Origin of the sequence: Jannaschia seohaensis, assembly GCF_900116765.1 — a bacterium.
Lineage (GTDB): Bacteria > Pseudomonadota > Alphaproteobacteria > Rhodobacterales > Rhodobacteraceae > Jannaschia > Jannaschia seohaensis.
The window spans coordinates 373785-400178 of sequence record NZ_UETC01000001.1 but is presented as its reverse complement, the minus strand read 5'-3'; the positions used below and the strand labels follow the sequence as shown (position 1 = coordinate 400178).

Sequence of the window (26394 nt, the reverse complement as noted above, 5' to 3'; positions counted from 1 at the left end):
TTACGAGCGGTGCCGCGCGACCGGGGTGGAGGCGCATCGGACCGGACGGGAGAGGGGAACGCCTGGGATGAGAGGACTCTGGATCGCGGCCGTCGCGGCCTTCGGGGTTGATCAGCTCTCCAAGCTGATCGTGGTCTTCGGGCTGAACCTCAAGGAAGTGCTGATCCTGCCGGTGCTGCCTCCGTTCCTCGTGTTCCGCATGGGCTGGAACGAGGGGATCAATTTCGGGCTCTTCTCGGGCGCGGGAGCGCGCTGGGGCCTCGTTGCCTTGGCCGTGGGAATCTCGATCTTGCTGTGGCGCTGGGCGCGGGGCTTCGACCGGCCCGTGGCGCGCGTCGCCGCCGGGCTGGTGATCGGCGGGGCGCTGGCCAATGCGCTGGACCGGGTGCTCTATGGGGCGGTGGCGGATTTCCTCAACATGTCCTGCTGCGGCATCCGGAATCCCTTTGCCTTCAACCTGGCGGATGTCTTCATCTTCGCCGGGGCGGCGGGCCTGGTGATCTGGGGCGAAACCGAAAAAAAGAAGACCCCGTGACCCCGCGGCCCGCCCGCGTTAGACCTTGCGGCACAGAGATCGAGGGACCTGCGATGATCCGTGTCGCCCTGGCCGTCCTGGCCGCCATCACGCTCTCCGCCTGCGAGCGCGAGAACCCGACGCTGTTCAACGTGCGCGCCCAGGACCGCACGCCCGACGAGTTCGGCATTCTGCCGACCCGCCCGCTCGAGACGCCCGAGAGCTTCGACGCCCTGCCGCCGCCCACGCCCGGCGGGGTCAACCGCACCGACCCGCAGCCCCAGGCCGAGGCCATCGCCGCGCTGGGCGGCAATATCGACCGGGGCGTCGGCGCGGACGGCGCGCTGGTGGCCGCCGTGACGCGCTACGGCGTGGAGGGCAACATCCGCGACCGTCTCGCGGCCGAGGATCTCGCCTTCCGCCGGGCCAATGACGGCCGCCTTCTGGAGCGGCTGTTCAGCGTGAACGTCTATTTCGACGCCTACGAGCCCCAGTCCCTCGACCAGCATGGGGAATTGGAGCGCCTGCGCCGCCTGGGGATCCGCACGGTCGCCGCCCCGCCGGACCCGGAGCTGTTGGACTGAGCCGGAGAGGCCCCCGATGCGACCCGCCGCCGCGCTGACATCTCCGTGAAGCCGCAGACCCATCCCGTTCGCAATCGCGCGTTGCGTTCCTATCTGTCGGACAGGAATATTGCGGACCCCCAGCATCGGAGCCTGCCCTTGCGACTGCCCATATTCGCCGCCGCCCTCGCCCTCGCGCTGCCCGCCGCGGCGCAGACCGGCGACGACACGGTCACCACCTTCACCCTGCCCAACGGCATGGACGCCATCGTCATCGAGGACAACCGCGCGCCCGTCGTCGTCCACATGGTCTGGTACGATGTGGGCGCCGCCGACGAGCCGCCGGGCAAGTCGGGCATCGCCCACTACCTGGAACACCTGATGTTCAAGGGCACCGACGATCTGGGTCCGGGCGAGTTCTCCCGCATCGTCGAGGCGCAGGGGGGCTCCGACAACGCCTTCACCAGCTACGACTATACCGGCTATTTCCAGCGGGTGGCCTCGGACCGTCTGGGCCTGATGATGGAGATGGAGGCCGACCGGATGCGCGACCTCCGGCTCGACAGCGACGACTTCCTGACGGAGCGGGATGTCGTCCAAGAGGAGCGGGCACAGCGCACCGACAGCAATCCCGGCGCGATCTTCGCCGAGCAGCGGCGCGCGATCCAGTATCTCAACCACCCTTACGCCATTCCGATCATCGGCTGGCCGCAGGAGATCCGGGAGTTGACGCTCCAGGATGCCATCGACTTCTACAGGGAGCATTACGCCCCCAACAACGCGACCCTGATCGTCGCGGGCGATGTCGACCCCGCCGAGGTCGAGCGCCTCGCGCTGGAGCATTACGGCCCCATCGCCGCCAATCCCGACCTCGCCCCGCGGGTCCGCCCTTCCGAGCCGCCGCAACTGGTGCCACGCCGCGCCACGATGGAAGATGACCGGGTCTCGAACCCCTACGTGATCCGCACCTATCTCGCCCCCGAGCGCGATGCCGGCGCACAGGAGGAAGCCGCCGCGCTGACGATCCTGGCGCAGGTGCTCGGCGGGTCCTCTCAGACCTCGATCATGGGCCGCACTCTGGAGCAGGAAGAGGGCACCGCGCTCTATACCTCGGCCTTCTACAGCGGCACCTCGCTGGACGACACGACCTTCGGTCTGGTCGTCATGCCCGTGCCCGGCCGCTCGCTGGAAGAGGCAGAGGCCGACATGGACCGGATGATCGCGCAACTCCTGGAGGAGGGGATCGAGGACGCCCAGCTTGAGCGGATCAAGGCGCAGATCCGCGCCTCCGAGATCTATGGCCGCGACAGCCTGCAGGGCCGCGCGCGGAATTACGGCGTCGCCATCACCTCGGGCCTGACGGTCGAGGATGTGCAGGAATGGCCGCGCATCCTGGAGGCCGTGACCGAGGAGGACATCCTGGCCGCCGCCGAACGCGTTTTCGACATGAACAGGTCCGTCACGGGCTATCTCACCCGTCCCGAAGCCCCGACCGAGGAGGTGAGCCAATGACCTTCCTGCGCGCCCTGACCGTCGCCGCCGCGGCCATTCTGCCCCTGCCCGCGCTCGCCGCCGTCGAGATCCAGGAGGTCACGTCGGAGGGCGGCATCACCGCCTGGCTGGTGGAAGAGCCGTCGATCCCCTTCGTCGCCATCGAGCTGCACTTCGAAGGCGGCGCCAACCTGGACGCGCCGGGCAAGCGCGGCGCCACCAATCTGATGATGGCCCTGCTCGAAGAGGGTGCCGGCGACCGCGACGCCCGCGCCTTCGCCGAGGCGACCGAAGGCCTGGCCGCCAGCTTCGGCTTCGAGGCGTTCAACGACAGCGTGTCGGTCTCGGCCCAGGTACTGACCGAGAACCGGGCCGACGCGCTCGCGCTGCTCCGCGATGCGCTGGTCTCGCCTCAATTCGAGCAGGACGATATCGACCGCGTCCGCGACCAGGTGCTGGCCGGCATCGCCCAGGACGAGACCGACCCGCAGGAGATCGCGTCGGCCACGATGGCTCGCCTGGCCTTTCCCGACCATCCCTACGGCACCCAGCTGGAGGGCACACGGGAGACGGTGTCGGCGCTGACCCGCGACGACCTCGTCGCGGCGCATGGGGCGGCACTGACCCGCGACCGTGTACATGTCGGCGTCACCGGCGACATTACCGCCGAGGAACTCGGGCCGCTGCTCGACGAGCTGCTCGGCGCCCTGCCCGAAAGCAGCGCGCCCGAGGTGCCCGAGGCCGAGTATGCGCTCGCTGGCGGCATCACGGTCGTCGATTTCCCTACGCCGCAATCCCTGGTGCTCTGGAGCCACGAGGGCATCATGCGCGACGACGAGGATTTCTTCCCCGCCTATGTCATGAACCACATCCTCGGCGGCTCTGGCTTCGCCTCCAAGCTGATGACCGAGGTCCGCGAGGAGCGCGGGCTGACCTATGGCATCGGCAGCTTCCTGGTGCCGCGGGATCTGGCGGCGCAATATATGGGCCAGTTTTCGTCGTCCAACGACAAGACCGCCGAGGCGGTGCAGATCGTCCGCGACATCTGGGCGGACGTGGCCGCGAACGGTATCGCCACTGACAAGCTGGACGCCGCCAAGACCTATCTGACCGGCGCCTATCCGCTGCGATTCGACGGCAACGCCAATATCGCGGGGATCCTGGTTTCGATGCAGGCACAGCATCTGCCCATCGAGTATATCGCGACGCGCAACGACAACATCATGGCGGTCACGCCCGAGGACATCGCCCGCGTCGCGCGGCGCATCCTCCAACCGGAGAACCTGCATTTCGTCGTGGTGGGCCAGCCGGACGGATTGGAGACCGGCCCCCTGCCCGCCCCCGCGAGCGACGGCTGAACCCGGTCGGCCGCGGGGCACCCCGCGGCCAGGACTGTCGGGCGAAATGAGGACCGCGCCCGGCCCGAACAGCGCATGATCCGGGTTCCCCTGCCGGGCCGGTCGCGCTAGCTGTAGCGCCATGGGCGCCCAGGACCGCAACATATCCCCTCCCCGCATTCGTCAGCTGGACGAGGCCGCGATCAATCGCATCGCCGCGGGCGAGGTGGTCGAGCGCCCCGCCTCGGCCGTCAAGGAACTGGTGGAGAACGCGCTCGACGCCCGCGCCAGCCGCATCCGGATCGAGATCGCCGATGGCGGACGCACGCTGATTCGCGTCACCGATGACGGCCATGGCATCGCCGCCGAGGACCTGCCGCTGGCGCTCTCGCGCCATGCCACCTCCAAGATCGACGGGACGGATCTGCTCCAGATCCATTCCTTCGGCTTCCGGGGCGAGGCGCTGCCCTCGCTCGGCGCCGTCGGCCGCCTGACGATCACCACCCGCGCCACTGGGTCGGACGGGGCGATGAGCCTGCATGTCTCGGGCGGCCGGATCGACGCGCCCCGCCCCGCCGCGCTGCGCGCCGGGACGGTCGTCGAACTGCGCGACCTGTTCCACGCCACTCCGGCGCGGCTGAAGTTCCTGAAATCCGAACGCTCCGAGAGCATGGCCGTCACCGACGCCGTGCGCCGCCTCGCCATGGCCGAGCCGGGGGTCGCCTTCGATCTGCGCGACGTCTCGGATGGCGAGGACAAGGTGCTGTTCCGCGCCGACCCCGCCGCCAGCCTCGCCGACCGGCTCGCCACCATTCTAGGCCGCGCCTTCGCCGAGAACTGCATGACGCTCGATGCCGAGCGGGAGGGCCACCGCCTGACCGGCCATGCGGGCCTGCCGACCTATTCGCGCGGCAACGCGGTGCACCAATATCTCTTCGTCAACGGCCGCCCTGTCCGCGACCGGATGCTGACCGGCGCCCTGCGCGGAGCCTATGCGGACGTGCTGGCCAAGGACCGCCACGCGGTCGCCGCTCTCTTCATCACCTGCCCGCCGACCTTGGTCGATTGCAACGTCCATCCGGCCAAGACGGAGGTCCGCTTCCGCGATGCCGGGCTGGTGCGGGGGCTCATCGTTTCGGGCCTGAAGCATGCCCTGGCCGAAGCGGGCCACCGCAGCGCCACGACCGTCGCCACCGCCACCCTCGGCGCCGCCCGGGCCGAGCCGCCGCGTCCCGCCGCGCCGGTCTATCAGATGGACCGCCCCTCGCCCCGCGCCCGGGACACGGCCTATACGATGCAGATGCCGGGCTTCGCCGACGCCTCCGCCCGGGTCGAGCCCGCGCCCGAGCCCACGCCCGACGCAGCCCCCGGCTATCTCGGCGCCGCCCGCGCGCAATTGCACGAAACCTACATCCTGTCCCAGACCGAGACCGGCTTCGTCCTGGTCGACCAGCACGCCGCCCATGAGCGTCTCGTCTACGAGCGCCTCAAGGCCCAGGCCGAAGCGGGCGGCATCGCCGCGCAGGCGCTGCTGATCCCCGAAGTGGTGGAGGTCGGCCCCTGGGCGGAGCGGCTGCTGGCGCTGGACCTGAGCGCCCTGGGCCTCGGCCTCGACCCGTTCGGCCCCGGCTGCGTTGCCGTGCGCGAGACGCCCGCGCTCCTCGGGCCCGTCTCGGCGGAGGCCCTGATCCGCGACATCATCGAGGAATTGGAGGAGGACGAGGACGCCACGCCCCTCACCCTCCGCCGCCGCCTGGACGCGATCCTCAGCCGCATGTCCTGCCACGGCTCGATCCGCGCGGGCCGCCGCATGTCGGCGCCCGAGATGAACGCGCTCCTGCGGGAGATGGAGGCGACGCCGATGTCGGGCCAATGCAACCACGGCCGCCCCACCTATGTCTCGCTGGACCTCAAGGACATCGAGCGCCTGTTCGGCCGGACATGATCCTGGACCTGTCGGACCCGGCCACGCTGGGCGCGCTGGGCGCGGGGGCGCTCGCGCTGCTGCTACTGGTCGTCGTGCTCGCCATGTCCGCCCGGCTGCGGGACCTGTCCCGCGCCCAGGCGCAGCTGACCGGGACGCTGGCCGGGCTGGCCGATGCGCAGGCGCGGGCCGAGGCCGGGACGGCAGCGGCGCTGACCGACGGCGCGGCCCGCACGGCGGCCTCTTTGGGCGCGCTGCAACAGCGGCTCGCCGCCATCGACGCCGCCCAGTCCCGGATCGAGGACCTGTCGTCGAACGTTCTCGGCCTCCAAGACATTCTGTCCAATAAGCAGACGCGTGGCGCTTTCGGCGAGATCCAGCTTCACGACCTGGTGGCCAAGGCGCTGCCGCCCGACGCCTTCACCTGGCAGGCGACGCTGACGAACGGGCGCCGCGCCGATTGCCTCATCCACATGCCCGACCCGCCGGGGCCGCTGGTCATCGACGCCAAGTTCCCGCTGGAGAGCTACGAGGCGCTGCTCGCGGAGCCGTCTCAGACGACGAAGACCGCCTTCCGCGCCGCGCTGCGCACCCATATCCGCGCCATCGCCGACAAATACGTCCTGCCCGGAGAGACGGCGGATGGCGCCTGCCTGTTTCTCCCCTCGGAAGCGATCTATGCGGAGCTGCATGCCAACCACCCGGAGATCGTCCGCGAGGGCTTCGTCGCCCGCGTCTGGATCGTCTCGCCGACCACGATGATGGCGACGCTCAACACGCTGCGCGCCGTGCTCAAGGACCACCGAATGCGCGAGCAAGCAGGGGACATCCGCCGTGCGCTCGCCGCTTTAGGCCGGGACGTGGAGTTGATCGTGGAGCGCGCGGCCAAGCTGGAGAGCCATTTCGACCAGGCGCGGCGGGATGTCGAAGGGATCGCCACCGCCGCCGAACGCGCGGGCAGGCGGGCCGAGCGGCTGGACGCGTTCGACTTCGGGGAGGAGGCGGCGGCCAAGCCGCGGCTCGCGCCGGTCATCCGGCGGGGATGAGTCCGTCGGATCGCCAAAAGCCGGGGCTTTGCCCCGGACCCCAAGGTATTTCCGGCAAGATGAGGCAGGAAGGGACGCGTTAACCTTAATGAAGAATGACTGAGCCTGTGGGCATTCGACGCCGCCCCACCGCCGTGCTACCTGCGACCCCATGAGCATCCCCACCAAGGAGGCGATCCTGCAATGGATCGCCGACAACCCCGCCCAGACCTCAAAGCGCGACATCGCCAAGGCCTTCGGGGTCAAGGGCCAGGCGCGGATCGACCTGAAGCGCCTGCTGCGCGAGATGCAGGACGAGGGGTATCTGACCAAGCGCAAGAGGTCCTATGACGACCCGAACCGCCTGCCGCCGGTCTCGATCCTGAAACTCGCCGGCACCGATGCCGATGGGGATCTGTTCCTGCGGCCCGCCGACTGGCGCGGCGACGAGCCGGAGCCAAGGATTCTCTATATCCCGCAAGAGGACGACCCGGCCTTCGGACCCGAGGATCGGCTGCTGATGCGGCTGACCGAGGTCACGGGTGAGGATCACAGCCACCAGGCCCGGCTGATCCGCCGCATCGGCACCGGCCCGCGCCGCGCAATCGGCGTGTTCCGCGCCTCCGCCGAGGGCGGCCGTCTGATGCCGGTGGACAAGGGGGCCGACCGGGAATGGATCATCGGCGCGGGCGACACCGGCGGGGCGCGCGATGGGGAGCTTGTCGAGGCGGAGATCGGCAAGGGGCGGACGCGGATGGGTCTGCCTCGGGCCAAGGTGGTGACGCGCCTGGGAGATCCGGGTGCGGCCAAGGCGGTGTCGCTTATCGCGATCCACCAGCACGGCCTGCGCGACCACTTCCCCGAAGAGGTCATCGCCGAAGCAGAGGCCGCGGCGCCGCCCGAACTGGGCGACCGCACCGATCTGCGCCACCTGCCGCTGATCACGATCGACCCGTCGGATGCCCGCGACCGGGACGATGCGGTCTTCGCAGAGCCCGAGGGCGACGGCCACGCCATCTGGGTCGCCATCGCCGACGTCGCCGCCTATGTCTCCCCCGGCTCCGCGCTCGACCGGGAGGCGCGGGAGCGGGGCAACTCGACCTATTTCCCCGATCGGGTCGTCCCGATGCTGCCCGATGCGCTCTCGGGCGATCTGTGTTCGCTGCATGAGGGGGTGGACCGGGCCTGTATCGCGGTGCGGATGACCTTCGACGCGGAGGGGAACCGGACCGGGCAGACGTTTTACCGGGGACTGATGCACTCCGCGGCGTCGTTCCACTACCAGGAGGTGCAGGCGGCGGTAGACGGCACGCCCAACGACCGCACGGCGCCGCATCTGGACGTGCTGAGGGCGCTCTATGCCGCCTATGACGCGCTGAAGCGCGCCCGGGCCCGCCGCGCGCCGCTGGACCTGGACCTGCCGGAGCGGAGGATCGAATTGTCGGAGGAGGGCCAAGTCACCTCCGTCGCCTTCCGCGACCGGCTCAATGCGCATCGCCTGATCGAAGAGTTCATGATCGCCGCGAATGTCGCCGCCGCCGAGGAATTGGAGAAGCGGCGCACCCCCCTGATCTACCGCGTCCACGAAGAGCCGGCGGAGGACAAGCTGGACGCGCTGCGCGAGACGGCGAAGGCCTCGGGATTTTCACTGCCCAAGGGACAGGTGACGCGGCCGGCGATGCTGAACCGCCTGCTGCATGCGGCCGAGGGGACGGATCTGGCGGAGCTGATCTCCATGTCGACCCTGCGGGCGATGGCGCAGGCCTATTATTCCCCTGTCAATCTGGGCCATTTCGGCCTCGCCCTGCGAAGCTACGCGCATTTCACCTCGCCGATCCGGCGCTATTCCGACCTGATCGTGCATCGCGCGCTGATCACGGCCCATGGCTGGGGCCCCAATCCCGACGCCGATGGCCTGTCGGAATGGGATCTGGAGCATCTGGAGGCCACCGCGACGCTCATCTCCGAAGCGGAGCGGCGGTCGATGGTGGCGGAGCGCGACACGAACGACCGCTACCTCGCCGCCTTCCTCGCCGATCAGATCGGGGCGCAGTTCACCGGCCGTATCTCGGGCGTGCAGAGTTTCGGCGCCTTCGTGCGGCTGGACGAGACGGGGGCGGATGCGCTGATCCCGGTGCGCTCGCTCGGGGCGGAATATTTCCGCTATGATCGCGACGAGCAGACCCTGACCGGGACCGAGACCCGCACCGAGATCAGCCTGGGCCAGCGCGTCACCGTCCGCCTGGCCGAAGCCGCGCCGGTGACCGGCGGCCTGATCGTGGAGCTTTTGGAGATCGAGGGCGAACGCCGGCGCCCGGCCGCGCCCCCCACGCGCAAGCGCAAGCTCCGCAAGGGCCCGAAGAAGAGGCGGCGATGATCCGCGCCCTGCTGCTGACGCTGGTTCTGTCCACCACGGCCTGCGCGCAGCCGGTCACCTCGCCGCGCCCGGCCATGCGCGGCGCGGCGTCGCCGAGCCTGGACGCCTGGCTTGCCGGGTTCCGCGAGACGGCGCAGGCGGCGGGCATCTCCGACGCCACCTGGACGCGCGCGACGCGCGGGCTCGCCTACCGCGCCGACATCGTCCGCCGCGACCGCACCCAGTCGGAATTCACCAAGACCGTTTGGGACTATCTCGATACCGCCGTCTCGGACGCGCGCATCCGGAACGGGCGCGCGGCCCTGGCGTACCACCGGGCAGATCTCGACCGTATCGAAGCCACCCATGGCGTTCCCGCCGAGATCCTGGTCGCGATCTGGGGGCTGGAGAGCAGTTACGGCGCCTTCAAGGGCGACACACCGACCTTGGAGGCCATCGCAACCCTGGCCTTCGACGCCCGCCGCGCCGCTCTGTGGGAGCGGGAGTTCCTGGCCGCGTTGCAGATCGTCGAGCGGGGGGAGGCCGTGCCCGCCACGCTCCGGGGCTCCTGGGCTGGGGCGATGGGGCATACGCAGTTCCTGCCGTCGAGCTTTCTGGCGCACGCTCAGGACTGGGATGGCGACGGGCGACGCGACATCTGGGGCACGCCGGTCGATGCGCTGGCCTCGACGGCGACCTATCTCAAGGCAAATGGCTGGCAGACCGGGCGGCCCTGGGGCACCGAAGTCGTGGTGCCCGAAGGCTTCGACTACCTGCTGACCGGGGAGCGGACCACCAAGACCGGCGCCGAATGGGCGGCGTTGGGGGTGCGGGCGCGGAGCGGCGCGCTGCCGGAGGGGCCGGGCATCTCGATCCGCGTGCCGGGCGGGCATCAGGGCACCGCCTTTGCCACCACGCCCAATTTCCGCGCGCTGGAGAGCTACAACACCGCCGACGCCTATGTGATCGGCGTCGGGCATCTGGCCGACCGGATCGCGGGCGGCCTGCCGCTGATCGACAGCTGGCCGCGCGGGGACCGGGCGCTGACCTTCGACGAGCGCGTGGAGATGCAGCGCCGTCTGGCCGCGGCCGGGTTCGACCCGCAGAAATTCGACGGCTTGGTCGGCCCGCTGACCCTGGAGGCGATCCGCCGATGGCAGGCCGCGCGCGGTCTGGTTCCCGACGGCTATATGAGCCCGCAACTCCTGGCGCGCTTGCGCCGCGAGGGCTGAGGGCAGGCCGGTAAGGGGGCGATCACCGCAGGCGTTCGGCCAGCCGCTGCTTCATCTCCTCCAACAGGGTCGCGGATTGCCGCGCGAGATCGCGCACCTCTGCCGCGATCACCTGAAAGGCACGCCCCGATTCGCCCCCGGCCCGGGCCGCTTCGACCGAGGCGTTGATCGAGATGGAGCCGATCATCCGGCCGATTCGTCCCATGTCGTGGAGCGTGCGATCGACCAGATCGGCCCGCGCCGCCACCCCGGCGCGCTCACGCTCCTGCCCCTCTCGAATCTTGCCTTCCAGGTAGAGAATGATCTCACGCAGGGCGGGATGGACATGCAGCCGCGCCCGCTCGGCCAGCTTGGCGGCCGAGGCGTGATCCATCTCGGTGCCGTCCGTCTCCAGCTGTTGCAGCGTATCGAGAAAGCCATGCACCGCCGCCCGTGGTCTGGCGATTTCCGGCAAACGCGCCATGAAGGGCGCGATCCGCATCTTCTCCGAGATCGCGTCGATATAGGCGCGGCGATCGGCGTGGAAGGCGCTGGCAAAGGCGGCACGCTCCCGGGCGCCCCGGGCGGAGGCCCATTGGACCGCCAGCAGGGCCGATGTCAGCGACAGCATCCGGCACTGGGTCAACAGCTCGACCACGCGGCCGACAACGTCCAAATCGATCTCTTCCGGCGGCGAATGGGACGCCAGGATGCGGGGCTGCGCGGTCATGATCTGCTCCGAGGGGGGCGTCCCCCAGCGATAGCGCGCATGTCCTAAGGTGTGATTAACCCGCGTGGCGCGCCGGCGCCTGGAGCGCGCCGAAGCCGTAATGCCGCAGCCAGCGCAGGTCGCTGTCGAAGAAGGCCCGCAGGTCCGGGATGCCGTATTTCAGCATCGCGATCCGGTCGATCCCCATGCCGAAGGCGAAGCCCTGCCATTGATCCGGGTCGATCCCGCCTGCCTGCAACACCTTGGGGTGGATCATGCCCGAGCCCAGGATCTCCAGCCAGTCATCGCCCTCACCCAGCTTGAGCGTCCCGCCCTCCCACGAACAGCGGATATCGACCTCGGCCGAGGGCTCGGTGAAGGGGAAATGCGAGGCGCGGAAGCGCAGCTCGATCTCGTCCACCTCGAAGAAGGCGCGGCAGAATTCCTCCAGGCACCATTTCAGGTTCGCCATGGAGATGTCGCGGTCGATGGCGATGCCCTCGACCTGATTGAACATCGGCGTGTGGGTCTGGTCGTAATCGGCGCGGTAGACCCGGCCCGGGCAGATCGCCCGCAGCGGCGCGCCAGTGGCCTCCATCGCCTTGATCTGGACCGGCGAGGTATGGGTGCGCAACACGTGCGGCGGACGGTCGTCGCCCTCGGCGCGGTGCATGTAAAACGTGTCCATCTCGGCGCGGGCCGGATGGTGGCCGGGGATGTTGAGCGCGTCGAAATTGTACCAGTCGGTCTCGATCTGGGGGCCTTCCGCGACGCTGAAGCCCATATCCGCGAAGATCGCGGTCACCTCTTCGGTGACCTGGCTGATCGGGTGGATGCTGCCCACGCGCCGCGTGCGGGTGGGCAGGGTCACGTCGAGCCACTCGTCGCGCAGGCGCGCCTCCAGCGCGGCATCCTCCAGCGCGGCCTTGCGGGCGGCGATGGCGGAATTGATCTCATCCTTCAGCGCATTCAGCTTCGGCCCCGCGACCTGCCGCTCCTCCGGGGTCATCTTGCCGAGTTCGCGCATCTTCAGGGCGACCTCGCCCTTCTTGCCGACGGCGGCGAGGCGCACTGCTTCCAGGGCGGCTTCGTCGGCGGCGTCGCGGATCTGACCGATATATTTCTCGCGCAGGTCGTCCATGGTCGGGCCTCGTCTCAAGTCGGCGCTGCGTATCCCGTGGGGCGCGCTGCTGCAACCGCCCCTGCGATGCAGCTTGACCCAACCGGCCATCGCGCGGACGCTTCCGAGCGGGAGGAAACCACAATGACCTTACAGACCCTCGCGGAAGACGCCGTCGCACGCCAGGACGTTCCCTTCGTCGTCACCATGCTGGGCAACGCCGGAGGCATCACCGACAGCGCCAGCGCCGGGGACGCGGCCGAGGGCCGCCCCGCCTCGGAGGACACCGCGTTCCGCATCTTCTCGATGACGAAGCTCGTCGGCTCGCTCGCGGCGATGATCCTGATCGACCGGGGCAAGCTGTCGATGGAGACCGAGGTGGCCTCGGTCCTGCCGGACTGGGACGCGATGCAGGTGCTCGACGGCTGGGACGGGGACACGCCCCGGCTGCGCGCGCCCCGCACGGCGGCGACGGTGCGCCATCTGGCGACCCACCGCTCGGGGCTGGAATACGAGTTCTGGAACGCGGACATGATGCGCTACCTCCAGGCGACGGGCGCGCCGCCTTCGCTGTCGGGCACGCGAGCGGCGCTGAACTACCCGCTGATGTTCGACCCCGGGGAGCGCTGGGGCTATGGCCTCTCGACCGACTTTCTGGGCCTCGTGGTGGAGGCCGTGTCGGGCCAGTCGATCACCGAGTTCGTGACCTCGGAGATCCTGGAGCCGCTCGGCATGTCTCGCACCGCCTTCGAGCCCGACGGCATGGAGGATCGGCTGGCGCAGGTGAAGGCCCGCGGCGAGGACGGCGGTTTTGTCCCCTTCGACCTCTCGCCCCCGCCCAAGCCCGAGGTCTACGGGATGGGGCATTGCCTCTATTCGACCGCGCCGGACTATATGCGCCTGCTGCGGATGCTGCTCCGAGGCGGGGAGTTGGACGGGACGCGAATCCTGTCCGAGGGCGCGGTGGATCAGGTCTTCGCCGATCAGATGGAGGGGAAGCGGTTCGAGCGGATGGTCGCAACCGTGCCCGCCGTGAGCGCCGATGTCGATCCGTTCCCGGGGGCGGCCACCCATGGCTTCGGCGGACTGATCAACATTGAGGATGTGGACGGAGGCCGCCGGGCGGGGACGCTGACCTGGGCAGGGGTGCTGAACACCCATTGGTGGGCCGATCGCAGCGCGGATAAATGCGGCGTGGTCATGACACAGACCCTGCCCTTCGTGGAGCCGGGCTATCTGCGCGTCTACGCGGAGGCGGAGCGCGCGGCCTACGCCGCCTGAGCGGCGCTCACCGCTCGGCCGCGCGGATCCTTTGGGCCAGGGCGGCGCCGATCAATGCGGCGCCGCGCGGGCTCGGATGGATCAGGTCGGGCGCGTAGAGCACGGTCTCCCGCGGGTCGATCACGTCGCCCGCGTCCAGGAACACCACGCCCGGATCGCGGCCCGCCAGCGCGTCGAAGCGGCGGTTCATGACGTCGAACTCGGGCTGGCACGGCGTGAACCCGGTGGGCGAGGCCTCGGCCCCGTCGTAATAGCCCACGACCGCCACGCGCGCGCCCCGCGCCCGCAGCCGCGCGATCAGTTCGGGGATGTCCCCGCTCAGATCCGGGCCGATCAGCCCGTCTCGGGTCGCGGCCGCCCGGGGCGTGGCGCAATCGGAGCGGATGTCGTTGCCGCCCCCGGTGAGGATGATCCAGTCCCAGGCCCCTGAAGGCGCCTGGCGCGAGATATCGAAACCCGTGACCCGCGCCAGCGCGTTCGGATGGGTCACATGCGCCAAGGATTGCGAGGCATCGACCACCGGCCGGCCCAGCGCCGCCGCCGTGACCTCGGGGATGCCCCGGTCGCCGTTCCAGGCCATGACGCTGTCGCCGATGGCAAGGATCGCCCGCTCCGGCGGGACGGCGGGGGTGCAGGCTGCGAGGGCAAGGAGGAGGATCAGGGCGCGCATGAGGCGGCAGCTAGCGCCGGAGCGGCGCGCGTCGACGGCTTGAGAGCGGCGCGCGCCTCTCCTAGAGAGACCGCGCGCCGCCCCCTTGGGAGACACCATGCGCCCGACCCATTCCGATGTCCTCGACAGCCTTGAGATCGCCTCCGGCACGCTCCGTTCCGGCGCGCCCTCGATCCTGTCGATGATGCGCGACGAGATGCACTTCCTGCCCGCCTGGCTGGACCATCACCGCCGGATCGGGGTCGCGCAGTTCGTCGTGCTGGATGACGGCTCGGGCGACGGCACGGCGGAGCTGTTGGCGGCGCAGCCGGACGTTGTCATGCTCCGTTCCCGCTACGGCTATGGCGATCCGGCGGATGGGCGCGGGCCGCTCGGGTTCAAGCGGGCCGCGCGGGCGGGCGTGGTGATGAAGGACGCCATCGCGCAGAAATTCCTCTGGGGCCGGCACGCGCTCTATGTCGATGCGGACGAATTCCTGCTGCCCCCTGCCGAGGCGCCGGACCTGCCCGCGATTCTCGACGTGCTCCGAGCCGAGCGGCGACCCACCGTGGCCGCCTCCCTGGTCGAATTCTTTCCCGAGCGCCTGCCCCCGCCCGGCACCCCTGCCGCGCCCCCCGGCGATTTCGATGCCCTTCTCGCGGAGTGCCCCTATTTCGAGGCGCACCCCCTGCTGCGCCTCCGCCCCTTCCGCCAACCGCAACAGATCGCCCTGGCCAAGTCGAGCGTCCTCTGGGACCGGTATGTCCGTGAGAAGATCCCCGAAGCCGACCGCCCGCCGCTCTCACGCCACTCCACGCTGAAGACGCCGATCGTGCGACGGTCCCGGCTGGTCTGGCGCTATGGGTCGCACAAGGCGAACTGGCCGCCGCCGACGGACCGGCTGCTGACGGTCGCGCATTTCGTCTTTACCTCGGCCCTGCCCGCCAAGATCGACAAAGTGCTCGCCCATGGCGGGCACAATCACGGCGGCGCGTCTTACAAGCGCTTCGCGGCGCTGGTGCAGGCCATGCGGGCGGAGGACGCGTCCTTCCTGACGGAACGGTCCGAGCGCTACGTCCATCCCGACCAGTTGAAGGCGGCGGGGCTGATGCTCTGGCGCTGACGACCCGCTGGCGGAGGGGGCCGGGGGACGCCCCCCGGCCCCCCGTCCGCGACGCTCGGCGAGACACCGGAGCGGTCGGAATGCGGATGGGGTCGGGCCATGAGTATTTGGGGCCAGAAGAAGAGGACGCGGGTCGCCCCGGTTCCAGTGGAGGAAACGAAAAACGGGGCCCACGAAGGGGCCCCGTCCGGATGCGGTCTGGCGCGGCGCTTACGCGGCGGCTTTGGCCTGAGCCACGATGGCGGCGAAGGCCTCGGGCTCGTGGACGGCGAGGTCGGCGAGGACCTTGCGGTCGACCTCGATCCCGGCCTTGCCGAGCGCGGCGATGAAGCGCGAATAAGTCATGTCGGCGTCATGGGCGCGCACGGCGGCGTTGATCCGCTGGATCCACAGCGCACGGAACGTGCGCTTGCGATTCTTGCGGTCGCGGGTGGCGTACTGGTTCGCCTTGTCGACGGCCTGGCGCGCAGTCTTGAAGTTGGTCGAGCGGCGCGAATAGTAGCCCTTCGCGGCCGTCAGGACCTTCTTGTGGCGGGCGTGGGTGACCTTGCCGGAGGTGACTCGGGACATCGGTAGTTCCTCCTATCAGCGGTCGTAGGGCATGAAGCCCTTGACGATCTTGGTGTCCGGAGCGCTGAGCGTGGACGTGCCACGGGCGTCGCGGATGAACTTGTTGGTGCGCTTGATCATGCCGTGGCGCTTGCCGGCCTGGGCGGACAGAACCTTGCCGCGCGCGGTCACCTTGAAGCGCTTCTTGGCGCTCGACTTCGTCTTCATCTTGGGCATTTCGGGCTCCTTTTTCGTCGCGCGCCTCGGCATCCCAATCGCCGGGCGGGCGGTAGAGCGCGTCCCCTAACGGCCGCGCCCTGACTTGGCAAGGGGCACCGTCACGCGGGTGGGCGGTTGGCGGTCAGCGCAGAATGCGTGCGGCGACCTCGACGAAGGCCGCGGGGATCGTGGTCCAGCCGAATCCCGACCGGGCGGCCTCCCAGACCCAGAAGAACATCCCGGCCGAGAGGATCACGGCAAACCGCCCGGCCCAGCTGCGCCGCCCGTCGATCCGGGCCGAGAGCGCCGCGGTCAGGCCCAGCGCCATCAGCGAGGTGGCGATCACAATCAGCAGATCGGGATCGGGCGGCGCGGGCAGCCCCAGGGGCGGCAGGCTCGGCAGGCCCGCCCACCCTTCGGTGACCCGGGCCCAGAGCGCCGCCAGGGCCTCCAACTCAGTCGGCCTCGGCTCCGAAGATCAGCCGCTCGTCGCAGGGCGCGACCCGCAGGATGTTCGTCGAACCGGCCACGTTGAACGGGATGCCCGCGGTGACCACGACCGTGTCCGACGTCTCGGCAAAGCCTGCGGCCTTGGCGGCGCGCACCGCCGAGACCACGGCGAACTTGAACCGCTCGACCGCTTGCGTCTCGACCGAATGGACACCCCAGCTGAGCGCCATGCGCCGCGCCGTACGGGTGATCGGCGTCAGCGCGATGATCGGCACGCGCGGCCGCTCGCGCGCGACCTTCAGCGCGGTGGAGCCGGAATGCGAGAAGCAGCAGATTGCCTTGACGCCCGTTGTCTCGGCGATCTCGCGCGCGGCGGCTACGATCCCGTCTGAGGTGGAGCTGAGATGCGAGGACCGGCGGCTGGCCTCGATAATCTCCCGATAGGTGACGTCGGCCTCGACCGATTCGGCGACGTCGTTCATCGTCCGCACCGCCTCCAGCGGGTAGGATCCCGCCGCCGATTCGGCCGAAAGCATGATCGCGTCGGCGCCCTCGTAGATCGCGGTCGCCACGTCCGAGACCTCGGCCCGCGTGGGCATCGGGCTGTCGATCATGCTCTCCAGCATCTGCGTGGCCACGATCACCGGCTTGGCGGCGGCGCGACACTTGCGGGTCAGCCGCTTCTGGATTGGGGGCACGGCGTGGACGGGGCATTCGACGCCCAGATCGCCGCGCGCGACCATGATCCCGTCCGAAGCGGCGAGGATCTCGTCGAAGGCCTCGACGGCGGCGGGCTTTTCGATCTTGGAGAGGATCGCGGCGCGGCCCTTGGCCAGCTTGCGCGCCTCTTCGACGTCGGCGGCGCGCTGGACGAAGCTCAGCGCCAGCCAGTCGACGCCCAGCTCGCAGACGAATTCCAGGTCCTTGCGGTCCTTCTCCGAGAGCGCCGCCAGCGGCAGGACCACGTCGGGCACGTTCACGCCCTTGCGGTTGGAGATCGTGCCGCCCGTCACCACGGTGCAATCGGCGAAGTCGTCCCCGCAAGCCTCGACCTTCAGCCGCAGCTTGCCGTCATTGACCAGGAGCGTCGAGCCGGGACGCAGCGCCTCGAAGATCTCCTTGTGCGGCAGCTGCACCCGCGTCGCATCGCCCGGCGCGTCGTCGAGGTCGAAGCGGAAGGGCTGGCCTTCCTCGATCTCGGCCTCGTCGTCGGCAAATACCCCGCAGCGCAGCTTGGGGCCCTGCAGGTCCGCCAGGATGCAGACTGGGCGGCCCGTGTCGCGCTCGATATCGCGCAGGATGTTGTGGCGGGCGCGGATGTCGTCATGGCCGCCATGAGACATGTTGAGGCGGAACACGTCCGCCCCCGTTTCGAACAGGGCGCGGATCGTGTCGTAATCGTCCGAAGCGGGGCCGAGCGTGGCGACAATCTTCACGTTGCGATGGCGTCTCATGCGGGCGTCTTCCTTCCGGGAGGAAACAGGTGTTAGCGCTCACGCCTATGCCGTGCGCCGGGGGCACTTGGCAACCGCCCGGCGGGTATGGGCATCGTTCGGCGGGCAGGGTAAGCGGGGCTCATGTCCCTCGCGCCCTATCATATCGTCAACCCGGAAGGCACCGCGCGCTGGGTGCTGCTTTGCGACCACGCCTCCAACCGGGTTCCCGAGGAGGTGGGCGGAACGCTCGGCCTGTCCCAAGCCGACATGGCCCGCCACATCGCCTGGGATCCCGGCACGGCCGGCGTCACCCGGGAGCTGTCGCGGCTGATGGACGCGCCCGCCGTGCTGTCGAATTTCTCGCGCCTGGTCATCGACCCGAACCGCGGGGAGGACGATCCGACCCTACTGATGAAACTCTATGACGGCACGATCATTCCGGGGAACCGCCACGCGGACGCGGCCGAACGGGCGCGGCGGCTCGCGCTGTTTCATCGCCCCTACCACGCCGCCGTCACGGACCTCCTGTCACGGCGGACGGCCCCCGTCCTGGTCTCAATTCACAGCTTCACGCCGCAGCTGCGCGGGCGGGAGCCGCGCCCCTGGGAGGTCGGTGTTCTCTTTTCCCACGACCGCCGCCTGTCCGACCCGCTGATCGCGTGGCTCAAGAAGGAGGGCGACATCTTCGTCGGCGTCAACGAACCCTATAGCGGGCACCTGCCCGGCGACACGATGGACCGGCACGCGCTCGGCCCCGGCCGCCTGCACGCCTTGATCGAGCTGAGGAACGACCTCATCTCGACAGAAGAGGCGCAAAGCCGCTGGGCCGCCCGCCTCGCCCCGCTTCTGACCGCCGCCCTGGAGGATGCCGAAATTGCACGAAATGGATGACCGCACCCGCATCGAAGTGGAGGCCGCCGCCTTCCGCCGCCTCCGCCAGCACCTGATTGAGGACCGCCCGGACGCGCAGAACATCGACCTGATGAACCTCGCGGGCTTCTGCCGCAACTGCCTGTCGCGCTGGTATGCCGAGGCGGCGGCGGAGCATGGCATCGAGATGACCAAGGACGAGGCGCGCGAAGCCTATTACGGCATGCCCATGTCCGAGTGGAAAGCCCGCCACCAGACCGAAGCGACCCCCGAACAGCAGGCCGCGTTCGAGAAGAGCTTCGCGGAGAACGTCGGCAAGGGCTGAGCGGCGCTCTCGGAAATGTGCGGGCGCCGGTGCTGGAGCGACGCGCCCGGACCGCCTAAACTCCCCTGAAGGAGGGCCGCGCCATGATCCGACGACTGCCCCTGGCCGGCGTCTTGCTGGCGCTGTCGCCCCTCGCGGCGGCGGCCCAGGATACCTTTGTTGCGCCGCCCCCGGCCGCCGCGCAGGCCACCGCCCCGCTGACGCCCCTGGAAGCCAGCCTGGCCTATAGCTTGCGGCGCTATGGGTTCGGCGATGTGGATGTGCGGGATCTCAGCCCGGCGCAGCGCGCCGCGATCCACCATCTCGTGTATTCCGACCGGCCCGAAAGCACGATCCGCCTCCGAATCGGGACGATCCTGCGGGGCGGGCCGTTACAGTCCCTGCTAGACCGCGTCTCGCGCTGACCCCGAAGGAGACACCGATGATCCGCCCCCTGCTGCTCGCCATTTCGCTGACCGCGCCCTTGCCCGTGATGGCGGCACCGAATGCGCAACTGGTGGCCTCTGTCCAGGTCCGGCTCGACCAGCTCGGCTTTTCCGATGTCGATGCCGCGCTGCTCTCGACCCGCCAGATCGCCGCGCTGCACACCCAGCTTCAGGGCGACGCGCTGGCCTTCGGTCCGGACTGGATCCGCACGCGCCAGAAGGTGAAGGCGATCCTGCGTCTCGACCCGCCGCGCCGGGACTGACGCGCAGGCCGCCCGGGCCGTCGCCTGCATCTTCCGCGCCGGTGCCCGGGCGGGGCCTGCGCCCCCCCTGACTCAGACCGCCTTGCGCCGGGCCTCGTCGAGATAGATCTCCCGCAGGCGCGCGGCCATGGGGCCGGGCGTGCCGTCGCCGATCGGCGTGCCGTCGATCTCCACCACCGGCATCACGAAGGACGAGGCCGAGGTGATGAAGGCCTCGTCAGCGCCTTGCGCTTCCTCGATGGTGAAGGACCGCTCCTCGACCTTCATCTGCGCCTCGGCCGCCAGCCGCAGGACGGCGGCGCGGGTGATCCCATGCAGGATCTCCTCGCCCAGATGCCGCGTGATGATGGTGTCGCCCTTGACGATATAGGCGTTGTTCGAGGTCCCCTCGGTCACCGCGCCGTCCTCGACCATCCAGGCGTCGTCCGCGCCCGCCGCCTTGGCCATCATCTTGCCCATCGAGGGATAGAGCAGCTGCACTGTCTTGATGTCCCGCCGGCCCCAGCGCCGGTCGGGGATGGAGATGACGGACCAGCCCTTGGCGGCGCGGTCGGGTTCCGCGAGGCCCGGCTTGGCCTGAGTGAACAGGACCAGCGTCGGCGGCGTCTCGGCGTCGGGGTAGAGAAAATCGCGATCGGCGGCCCCGCGCGTCACCTGAAGATAGACCAGCCCGTCCTCGATCCCATTGCGGGCGATCAGTTCGCGGTGGATCTCCAGCAGGGTGTCCGTATCGACGGGCGCCTTCATGCCCAGCTCCGACAGAGAGCGGGCGAGCCGCGCCGCATGGCCCGCGAAGTCGATCAGCTTGCCGCCCAGGACGCTCGTGACCTCGTAGACGCCATCGGCGAACAGGAAGCCCCGGTCGAAGACCGAGACCTTCGCCTGGTCCTCGGGCAGGTATTCTCCGTTGACATAGACGGTGCGCATCGCGGGCCTCCTCCTCCGGGTCGCCCCGTCTTGGGGGCCGCGCGCGGCAGGGTCAAGCGTCAGCGCGTCTCGGCGGCGTCCCAGGGTTCGGCCCGGACATAATCGCGGGGCGGCGTCCGGCGCGCCTCGGTGGTCATCTTAAAGTCGTAATGCATCACGTCGCGCGACGGCTCCGCGGCCACGACCAGCCCGGTGCGCAGCAAGGTGGCGCCGTCATGGATCTCGACCAACCCACGCAGCTTGGGCGCGAATTCCAGATCCAGATCGAACCCCGTCTCATCGAGGGAGCGAATCGGATACCATACGTCCCCGACCCGAAGGCGCATTCCCCGGACGGGACGGCGCGGCTCCCGCACGGGGCGGGCGGCAAGACCGTCGCGCACCTCTTGCGGAAGGATGTCCGACTCGGTCTGTTCCATGCCACTCTCCCCACACGTGTAACACCGCGGCAAACGCAACCGCTTACCTCCAGGACTCTGGCGCAGGATAGTTAAGAGTCAATGAAAGGTTCGTGATCCCCTTGTGACACCGGTCAGGCGCGGACGCGGGGACGCAAGACATGGGGCATGTCGGGGTCGTAGAGCGCGCTGTCGCGGAAATCCTCGACCTCCCCCAAGGCCGGCCCCACCAGAATCAGCGCGGTGCGCGTGATCTTGGCCGCCCGCACCTTCTCCCGAATGTCGGTCAGCGTGCCGCGCAGAAAGGCCTCGTCCGGCCAGCCCACGCGGTAGGCCACGACGACGGGACAGTCGGGCCCGTAATGGGGCACCAGGACGCGCTCGATCTCGCGCAGGGCGCGGATGCCGAGATGGATCGCCAGCGTGGCGCCGGTTGCGGCGAAATTCTCCAGCGTCTCGCGCGGCGGCATCGAGGTGGACTTCATGCTCACCCGGGTCAGCACGATCGACTGCGCCACCTCCGGCACCGTCAGTTCCTGCCCCAGGGCGGCGGCGGCGGCGGCATAGGCAGGCACGCCGGGGCAGATGTCATAGGGGATACCGTCGCGCTTGAGCAGGCGGATCTGCTCGGCGATGGCGCCATAGAGGCTGGGATCGCCGGAATGGACGCGGGCCACGTCCTGGCCCAGGGCATGGGCCGCGACGATCTCGGCATGGGTCTCGTCCAGCGTCATCGGCGCGGTGTCCAGGACGCGCGCGCCCTCGGGGGCCTCTGCCACCACCGCCTCGGGCACCAGCGAGCCGGCATAGAGGCAAACGGGGCAGCTCCGAATCAACCGCTGGGCCTTGAGCGTCAGGAGTTCCGGGTCGCCCGGCCCAGCGCCTATGAAGTGAACCGTCATGCCGCTATCCTCCGTCCATGGTTCCCGCCCCGCAGGATTTCGTGCCCGCCTTCACAGCCGCCTGGATGGCCCGGGACGGCGATGCGCTGGCCGCCCTCTTCGCGCCCGACGCCGATTTCGTGAACGTCACCGGCATCTGGTGGGAGGACCGGCCCGCCATCGCCCGCGCCCATTCCTACGCGCTGGGCAGCTTCTTCGCCGAGACACGCCTCGTTCCGGGCCGCGTCAAGATCCGCGACTTGGGGGACGTCGCCGTGATCCACGCGCGCATGGCCCTGACCGGGCAACGCGCCCCCGACGGCAACCGTGCCGGGGCGCGCACGACGATCCTGAGCTTCGTGCTGCACCGCACGCCCGAGGGCTGGCAGGCCGTCAGCGCCCAAAACACGGATGTCGTTCCAGGCGCCGAGACGCATCTGAACACCAACGGAACGCTGACACCGCAGGACTACCGCTGACCGTCCTTCTTCTGGCCGGAAATACTCCGGGGGGGCGCCGCAGGCGCGGGGGGCTGGCCCCCCTCCCCCGCTCATGCCAGGTCCCCCCCGGCCATCTTGCGCGCATAGCCTCGAGGCGTGAACATCCGCATCCCGTCCGGCGTCGCCACCGTCCGGGTCTGGGACGAGCCGACCAACACCGTGGTCAGCATATCGACCTCGTCCACCTCCAGCGCGTCGAGCCGCCGCAGGCGCAGCGACTCCTGCGGTCGCCCCAGCGACGTCGCCAGCAGCACGGGCGTGTCGGCGGGGCGGTGGGCTAGCAGGATGTCCCGCGCCTCGGCCAGCAGCGTCCGGCGACGGCGGGAGACGGGATTGTAGAAAGCGATGACGAAATCGCCCTCGGCGGCGGCGCGGAGGCGGCGCAGGATGTCGTCGCGGGGCGTCAGCAGGTCCGAAAGCGAGATCGCGCAGAAATCATGCCCGAGCGGTGCGCCGATCCGCGCGGCGGCGCCTTGCAGCGCGCTGATGCCGGGGGTGGCGACGACCTCGACGCGGCGCGCGGCGGGCGAGAGGGCCGAAGGGTCGGCCGGGTCGCGCGCCAGCAATTCGTAGACCAGCGCTCCCATTGCGTAGATCCCGGCATCGCCCGAGCAGATCAGCGCCACGTTGCGCCCCTCCCCAGCGCGCTCCAAGGCGTAGCGGCAGCGGTCCTCCTCCCCACCCAGGGGGAAGTCCGCGCGCGGCTTGCCCGCGGCCAAGGGGCCCAGCAAGTCGATATAGAGACCGTAGCCCACCAGTTCCTCGGCCTCCTGCACCATCCGCGACGCCTCGGGCGCGCGCCAGGCGGCCTGGCCGGGGCCCAGCGACACGATCGAGAGACGCCCTCGGGTCTGGCCCGCAAGCTCGGTGATCGGCGCCTCGGCCCGGGCCAGCGCAGCGGTGGTCATGGCCGTCTTGCGCTTGGTGTGGACGAGCGTGCCTCCGGCCAGCGCGAGAGCCGCGGCCTCGGCCACCGAGGGCGTGCCGATCTCGGCGCGCACCACCTCGGACGGGTTGGGCACGTCGATGGCGGTCAGCGCCTCCGGAGAGAACGCCCTGACAGGGCGGCCGAGTCGTTCCGCCACGACATGCACCGCCGGCTCATCGAGCTTCAGGTCCACCGTCGCCACCGCCGCGACCGCCCCGGGGGCGACACCTGCCTCCGACAGAACCGCCTGGACGTTCTCCCACAATTCCTCCGGGTCCGCGTCGCGGGCGCAGCCCACGCCCACGACATGGTGCATCGGGTGATAGACCAGCCGGGTAGGGCCGCCTTGCGCGGGCACCTCCGTGCCGACCAACTCGACCCCGTCGCCCGGCGGCAGATCGAACGGCACGTCGCCGATTGTCCGCGCGCCGCTCCCCGAGAGCAGCGTCGCCATGACCGGCTTGGCATCTTGCGGATTCGCCAGGGCCCAGCCCGGCGGGGGTTCGTCCAGCGCGACCCCAAGGGCCACCTCCCCGGCCGTGGTCACGGCAGCCGTCGCGCCCAGAGCCTCGGCGATCCGCCGGGCGAGACGGTTGGCGCCGCGATGACCGCCAAGCAGCGGCACGACAACCGCGCCGTCATCTGACACCGACAACACCGGAGGCTCCGCCGTCTTGTCCGAGAGCAGGGGGGAGACGGCCCGGATCAGGATACCCGCCGCGCAGACGCCGATCACCGCGTGTCCCGCGGCGAAGAGATCGCGTGCATGGGCCAGCGCATCCGGGAAGGTGATCTCGGCCCCCGTACGCCCCTCGCGGCCATGGAGCGGACAACCCAGAGCCTCGGCGACGCGGCGCGCGGTGGGCTCGCCCGCCGCGTTCAGGGTGAGGACGATTGGGCTCAGAGCCATGGATCGGCCCCCTTGGCGATCAGGATCATGGAAAAGTAGGGCGCCGATTCCGGCGCCTCCGCCAGAGGCAGCACGCGCTCGGTCCCCAGGGTGGCGCGCTCGACATAGGTGGCGCGCCCGGTCAGGCCCTCGGCCGCGAGCAGGGCGCGCAAGCGCGGCAGGTGACGGCCGACCTTCATGCAGATCACGGTGTCGGCGCTGCGCAGATGCCCGCGGAGCGCATCGTCCGGCAGAGGCCCGGGCAGCACGGTCATCACCTCGTTCCGGGCGGCCAGCGGCATCGCGGCGCGCGCGGCGCAGGCGGTCAGCGAGGTGACGCCGGGCACGACCTCGACCGGGTAGGCGGGCGCGAGCCGGGCGAAGAGATACATGAAGGAGCCGTAGAAGAAGGGGTCTCCCTCACAGAGGCAAACCACGTCACGGCCCGTGTCGAGCGCCGCCGCGATCCGGGCGGCCCCGTCGTCATAGGCCGCTTGGGCCGGGGCGCGCGCCGGTGTCATGGGGATGTCCATGACGATCTCTTCCGCGCCCGCGGGGATCAGCTCGGCGGCGATGGACCGCGCGAGGCTATCGCCCCCGGCCAGGGCCGGATAGGCGATCACCTCGGCCGTCTCGATCAGACGGGCCCCGCGGCGGGTGATGAGTTCCGGGTCGCCCGGGCCGAGGCCCACGCCGTAAAGCCGGCCGCTCTTCGCTCGCTCACGCGCGCTCATCGCTTGATCAGGGACCATTGCGTGACGGGCATCGCGGAGCGCCAGCCACGGAAGCGGCCCACCGGCTCCGCCCGATCGACCGAGAGGCGGACGAGGTCGCCGCCATGCCTGGCCTGGAGCGCGAGCAGGAGCGCCTCCGATTCGAGCGTCACCGCGTTGACCACCAGGCGGCCCAGCGGGCGCAACGCCGCCCAGGCGGCGTCGAAGGCGGCCTCCGACAGGCCGCCGCCGATGAAGACCGCGTCGGGCGGCTCCAGGCCGTCCAGCGCGGCGGGCGCCTCGCCCTCGCGCAGGTCCAGGCGCGGCGTGCCCAGCGCCAGAGCATTCTCGGCGGCCATGGCGCGGCGGTCGGCGCGGGGCTCGATCCCGATGGCGCGGGCGGAGCGGGCGGCGCGCATCCACTCGATCCCGACCGAGCCCGAGCCCGCGCCAATATCCCACAGAAGCGCCCCGCGCATCGGCATCAGCTTGGCCAGGGTCGCAGCGCGGACCTCGCGCTTGGTCATGGTCCCATCCGAGCGGAACAGCGCATCGTCGAGGCCGGGAACCCGAGGGAGCAGCGCGGCGTCGGGGGCGGCGACGCATTCGACGGCGAGGGTGTTGAAGGCCGGGACAATGTGGTCCCAGGTCTCGGCCGTGCCGTCGAACCGCACCTCCTCCGGCCCGCCCATATTGGCGAGCACTGTCATGGGCGAGGCGCCGAAGCCGCGCTCGGTCAGGAAGCGCGCGATCTGGCCCGGGGTCTCCGCCCCCGTGGTCAGGATCAGCAGGCGCGCGTCGGGCTGGATGAAGGCGATCATCTGCTCGACCGGTCGGCCATGGACGGTCAGCGTCTCCAGATCGGCCATCGACCAGCCCATGCGGGCCGACGCCAGTTGGAAGGCCGAGAGCTGCGGGTGGTAGGCGATCTCGCGGGGCGGGATCGCACGTCCGATCCGCGCGCCGACCGAGAACCAGAGCGGATCGCCGGTGGCGAGCACCACGACGCGGCGGCCCTTGAGCCCCATGAGCGTCGAGATCAGCGCATCGAACGGGTGCGGCCAGGCGAGGCGCTCGGCCTGGATGCTGTCGGACAGGCTGTGATGGCGGTCGCCGCCGACGATGATCTCGGCGGTCTCAACCACGGTGCGCGCGGCGGGGCTGAGGCCCGCCAGCCCGTCCTCGCCGATGCCGACGATATGGAGCCAGGGCGCGTCAGACATGGGTCAGTCCTTGATGCTCGGGATGCGCGCCGCGGATGGGACAGTGTTCGCGGTGGGGGCGGAGGGGGGCGCTGCCCCCGGCCCTGCGGGCCCCC

At 70.1% G+C, this 26394-nt stretch carries 28 protein-coding genes; 15 read left to right on the top strand and 13 right to left on the bottom strand.

From position 1 onward, the window contains the following. The first annotated feature begins 67 nt into the window (after positions 1–67). The 8 genes from lspA to DTQ71_RS01905 all read left to right on the top strand — a co-directional run bounded on the left by lspA (position 68) and on the right by DTQ71_RS01905 (position 10442). Positions 68–535, top strand: a complete 468-nt coding sequence (gene lspA, locus DTQ71_RS01940) for a signal peptidase II (RefSeq protein WP_109562590.1) — start codon at positions 68–70, stop codon at positions 533–535. Between the two features lie 53 nt (positions 536–588). Continuing rightward, the gene (locus DTQ71_RS01935; protein ID WP_109562589.1) at positions 589–1098 is read left to right on the top strand and encodes a DUF3035 domain-containing protein; all 510 of its coding nucleotides are present in this window, start codon (positions 589–591) and stop codon (positions 1096–1098) included. 144 nt (positions 1099–1242) lie between these two features. Next, on the top strand, positions 1243–2589 hold the full coding sequence (locus tag DTQ71_RS01930; protein WP_245947205.1) for a M16 family metallopeptidase: 1347 nt from the start codon (positions 1243–1245) through the stop codon (positions 2587–2589). Continuing rightward, a complete protein-coding gene (locus DTQ71_RS01925; protein ID WP_109562588.1) occupies positions 2586–3926 on the top strand; it encodes a M16 family metallopeptidase in 1341 nt (446 codons plus the stop codon). The genes DTQ71_RS01930 and DTQ71_RS01925 overlap by 4 nt, the downstream gene beginning before the upstream one ends. 121 nt (positions 3927–4047) lie before the next feature. After that, the gene (gene mutL / locus DTQ71_RS01920) at positions 4048–5850 is read left to right on the top strand and encodes a DNA mismatch repair endonuclease MutL (protein ID WP_109562587.1); all 1803 of its coding nucleotides are present in this window, start codon (positions 4048–4050) and stop codon (positions 5848–5850) included. Next, a complete protein-coding gene (locus DTQ71_RS01915; protein WP_109562586.1) occupies positions 5847–6875 on the top strand; it encodes a DNA recombination protein RmuC in 1029 nt (342 codons plus the stop codon). Before mutL ends, DTQ71_RS01915 begins: the two co-directional genes overlap by 4 nt. A gap of 151 nt (positions 6876–7026) precedes the next feature. Continuing rightward, positions 7027–9231: a ribonuclease R gene (gene rnr / locus DTQ71_RS01910; protein WP_109562585.1), complete on the top strand. Its 2205-nt coding sequence runs from the start codon at positions 7027–7029 to the stop codon at positions 9229–9231. Continuing rightward, the gene (locus tag DTQ71_RS01905; RefSeq protein WP_109562584.1) at positions 9228–10442 is read left to right on the top strand and encodes a lytic murein transglycosylase; all 1215 of its coding nucleotides are present in this window, start codon (positions 9228–9230) and stop codon (positions 10440–10442) included. Before rnr ends, DTQ71_RS01905 begins: the two co-directional genes overlap by 4 nt. 22 nt (positions 10443–10464) lie before the next feature. Here DTQ71_RS01905 and DTQ71_RS01900 read toward each other — a convergent pair whose 3' ends face one another. Together DTQ71_RS01900 and pheS are read right to left on the bottom strand one after the other, a co-directional pair. Continuing rightward, complete coding sequence (locus tag DTQ71_RS01900) at positions 10465–11151, bottom strand: methyl-accepting chemotaxis protein (protein ID WP_109562583.1); 687 nt, start codon at positions 11149–11151, stop codon at positions 10465–10467. Positions 11152–11206: 55 nt separating this feature from the next. Further along, a complete protein-coding gene (pheS, locus tag DTQ71_RS01895) occupies positions 11207–12271 on the bottom strand; it encodes a phenylalanine--tRNA ligase subunit alpha (RefSeq protein ID WP_109562582.1) in 1065 nt (354 codons plus the stop codon). 123 nt (positions 12272–12394) lie between these two features. Between pheS and DTQ71_RS01890 the strand changes: the two genes are divergently transcribed. After that, entirely contained in the window at positions 12395–13531 is a 1137-nt protein-coding gene (locus DTQ71_RS01890; protein WP_170125263.1) for a serine hydrolase domain-containing protein, read from the top strand. A 7-nt stretch (positions 13532–13538) separates the two neighbouring features. Here DTQ71_RS01890 and DTQ71_RS01885 read toward each other — a convergent pair whose 3' ends face one another. Further along, a complete protein-coding gene (locus tag DTQ71_RS01885; protein WP_170125262.1) occupies positions 13539–14201 on the bottom strand; it encodes an SGNH/GDSL hydrolase family protein in 663 nt (220 codons plus the stop codon). A 97-nt stretch (positions 14202–14298) separates the two neighbouring features. Between DTQ71_RS01885 and DTQ71_RS01880 the strand changes: the two genes are divergently transcribed. After that, complete coding sequence (locus DTQ71_RS01880) at positions 14299–15303, top strand: glycosyltransferase family 2 protein (RefSeq protein ID WP_109562579.1); 1005 nt, start codon at positions 14299–14301, stop codon at positions 15301–15303. A 210-nt stretch (positions 15304–15513) separates the two neighbouring features. Here DTQ71_RS01880 and rplT read toward each other — a convergent pair whose 3' ends face one another. The 4 genes from rplT to pyk all read right to left on the bottom strand — a co-directional run bounded on the left by rplT (position 15514) and on the right by pyk (position 17975). Beyond that, on the bottom strand, positions 15514–15873 hold the full coding sequence (rplT, locus tag DTQ71_RS01875) for a 50S ribosomal protein L20 (RefSeq protein WP_109562578.1): 360 nt from the start codon (positions 15871–15873) through the stop codon (positions 15514–15516). 15 nt (positions 15874–15888) lie between these two features. Then, entirely contained in the window at positions 15889–16089 is a 201-nt protein-coding gene (rpmI, locus tag DTQ71_RS01870; protein ID WP_109562577.1) for a 50S ribosomal protein L35, read from the bottom strand. Between the two features lie 124 nt (positions 16090–16213). Continuing rightward, positions 16214–16525 (bottom strand): hypothetical protein, encoded by a 312-nt coding sequence (locus DTQ71_RS01865; protein ID WP_109562576.1) that lies wholly within the window; start codon positions 16523–16525, stop codon positions 16214–16216. A gap of 1 nt (position 16526) precedes the next feature. Continuing rightward, positions 16527–17975 (bottom strand): pyruvate kinase, encoded by a 1449-nt coding sequence (gene pyk / locus DTQ71_RS01860; RefSeq protein ID WP_109562575.1) that lies wholly within the window; start codon positions 17973–17975, stop codon positions 16527–16529. Between the two features lie 123 nt (positions 17976–18098). Between pyk and DTQ71_RS01855 the strand changes: the two genes are divergently transcribed. The 4 genes from DTQ71_RS01855 (at position 18099) to DTQ71_RS01840 (ending at position 19840) form a co-directional block, all read left to right on the top strand. After that, entirely contained in the window at positions 18099–18848 is a 750-nt protein-coding gene (locus DTQ71_RS01855; RefSeq protein WP_109562574.1) for an N-formylglutamate amidohydrolase, read from the top strand. Then, complete coding sequence (locus DTQ71_RS01850; RefSeq protein WP_109562573.1) at positions 18841–19152, top strand: DUF1244 domain-containing protein; 312 nt, start codon at positions 18841–18843, stop codon at positions 19150–19152. The genes DTQ71_RS01855 and DTQ71_RS01850 overlap by 8 nt, the downstream gene beginning before the upstream one ends. Before the next feature lie 83 nt (positions 19153–19235). Then, positions 19236–19556, top strand: a complete 321-nt coding sequence (locus DTQ71_RS01845; RefSeq protein WP_109562572.1) for a hypothetical protein — start codon at positions 19236–19238, stop codon at positions 19554–19556. Between the two features lie 17 nt (positions 19557–19573). Continuing rightward, positions 19574–19840, top strand: a complete 267-nt coding sequence (locus DTQ71_RS01840; protein WP_109562571.1) for a hypothetical protein — start codon at positions 19574–19576, stop codon at positions 19838–19840. Positions 19841–19912: 72 nt separating this feature from the next. Here DTQ71_RS01840 and DTQ71_RS01835 read toward each other — a convergent pair whose 3' ends face one another. The 3 genes from DTQ71_RS01835 to cobM all read right to left on the bottom strand — a co-directional run bounded on the left by DTQ71_RS01835 (position 19913) and on the right by cobM (position 22067). Next, the gene (locus tag DTQ71_RS01835; RefSeq protein WP_109562570.1) at positions 19913–20767 is read right to left on the bottom strand and encodes a D-amino-acid transaminase; all 855 of its coding nucleotides are present in this window, start codon (positions 20765–20767) and stop codon (positions 19913–19915) included. Positions 20768–20826: 59 nt separating this feature from the next. Then, the gene (locus DTQ71_RS01830; protein WP_109562569.1) at positions 20827–21186 is read right to left on the bottom strand and encodes a hypothetical protein; all 360 of its coding nucleotides are present in this window, start codon (positions 21184–21186) and stop codon (positions 20827–20829) included. Positions 21187–21299: 113 nt separating this feature from the next. Then, entirely contained in the window at positions 21300–22067 is a 768-nt protein-coding gene (gene cobM / locus DTQ71_RS01825) for a precorrin-4 C(11)-methyltransferase (protein ID WP_109562568.1), read from the bottom strand. Between the two features lie 17 nt (positions 22068–22084). Between cobM and DTQ71_RS01820 the strand changes: the two genes are divergently transcribed. Next, positions 22085–22525 (top strand): YybH family protein, encoded by a 441-nt coding sequence (locus DTQ71_RS01820; protein WP_109562567.1) that lies wholly within the window; start codon positions 22085–22087, stop codon positions 22523–22525. 71 nt (positions 22526–22596) lie between these two features. Here DTQ71_RS01820 and cobJ read toward each other — a convergent pair whose 3' ends face one another. Genes cobJ through cbiE form a run of 3 tightly spaced genes read right to left on the bottom strand, consistent with a single transcriptional unit; the run spans position 22597 to position 26299 of the window. Beyond that, the gene (gene cobJ / locus DTQ71_RS01815) at positions 22597–24384 is read right to left on the bottom strand and encodes a precorrin-3B C(17)-methyltransferase (protein ID WP_109562566.1); all 1788 of its coding nucleotides are present in this window, start codon (positions 24382–24384) and stop codon (positions 22597–22599) included. Beyond that, positions 24375–25097, bottom strand: coding sequence for a precorrin-2 C(20)-methyltransferase (cobI, locus tag DTQ71_RS01810; protein WP_109562565.1), 723 nt, complete (start codon positions 25095–25097; stop codon positions 24375–24377). Before cobI ends, cobJ begins: the two co-directional genes overlap by 10 nt. Then, positions 25094–26299 (bottom strand): precorrin-6y C5,15-methyltransferase (decarboxylating) subunit CbiE, encoded by a 1206-nt coding sequence (cbiE, locus tag DTQ71_RS01805; protein WP_109562564.1) that lies wholly within the window; start codon positions 26297–26299, stop codon positions 25094–25096. The genes cobI and cbiE overlap by 4 nt, the downstream gene beginning before the upstream one ends. Positions 26300–26394 lie beyond the last annotated feature (95 nt).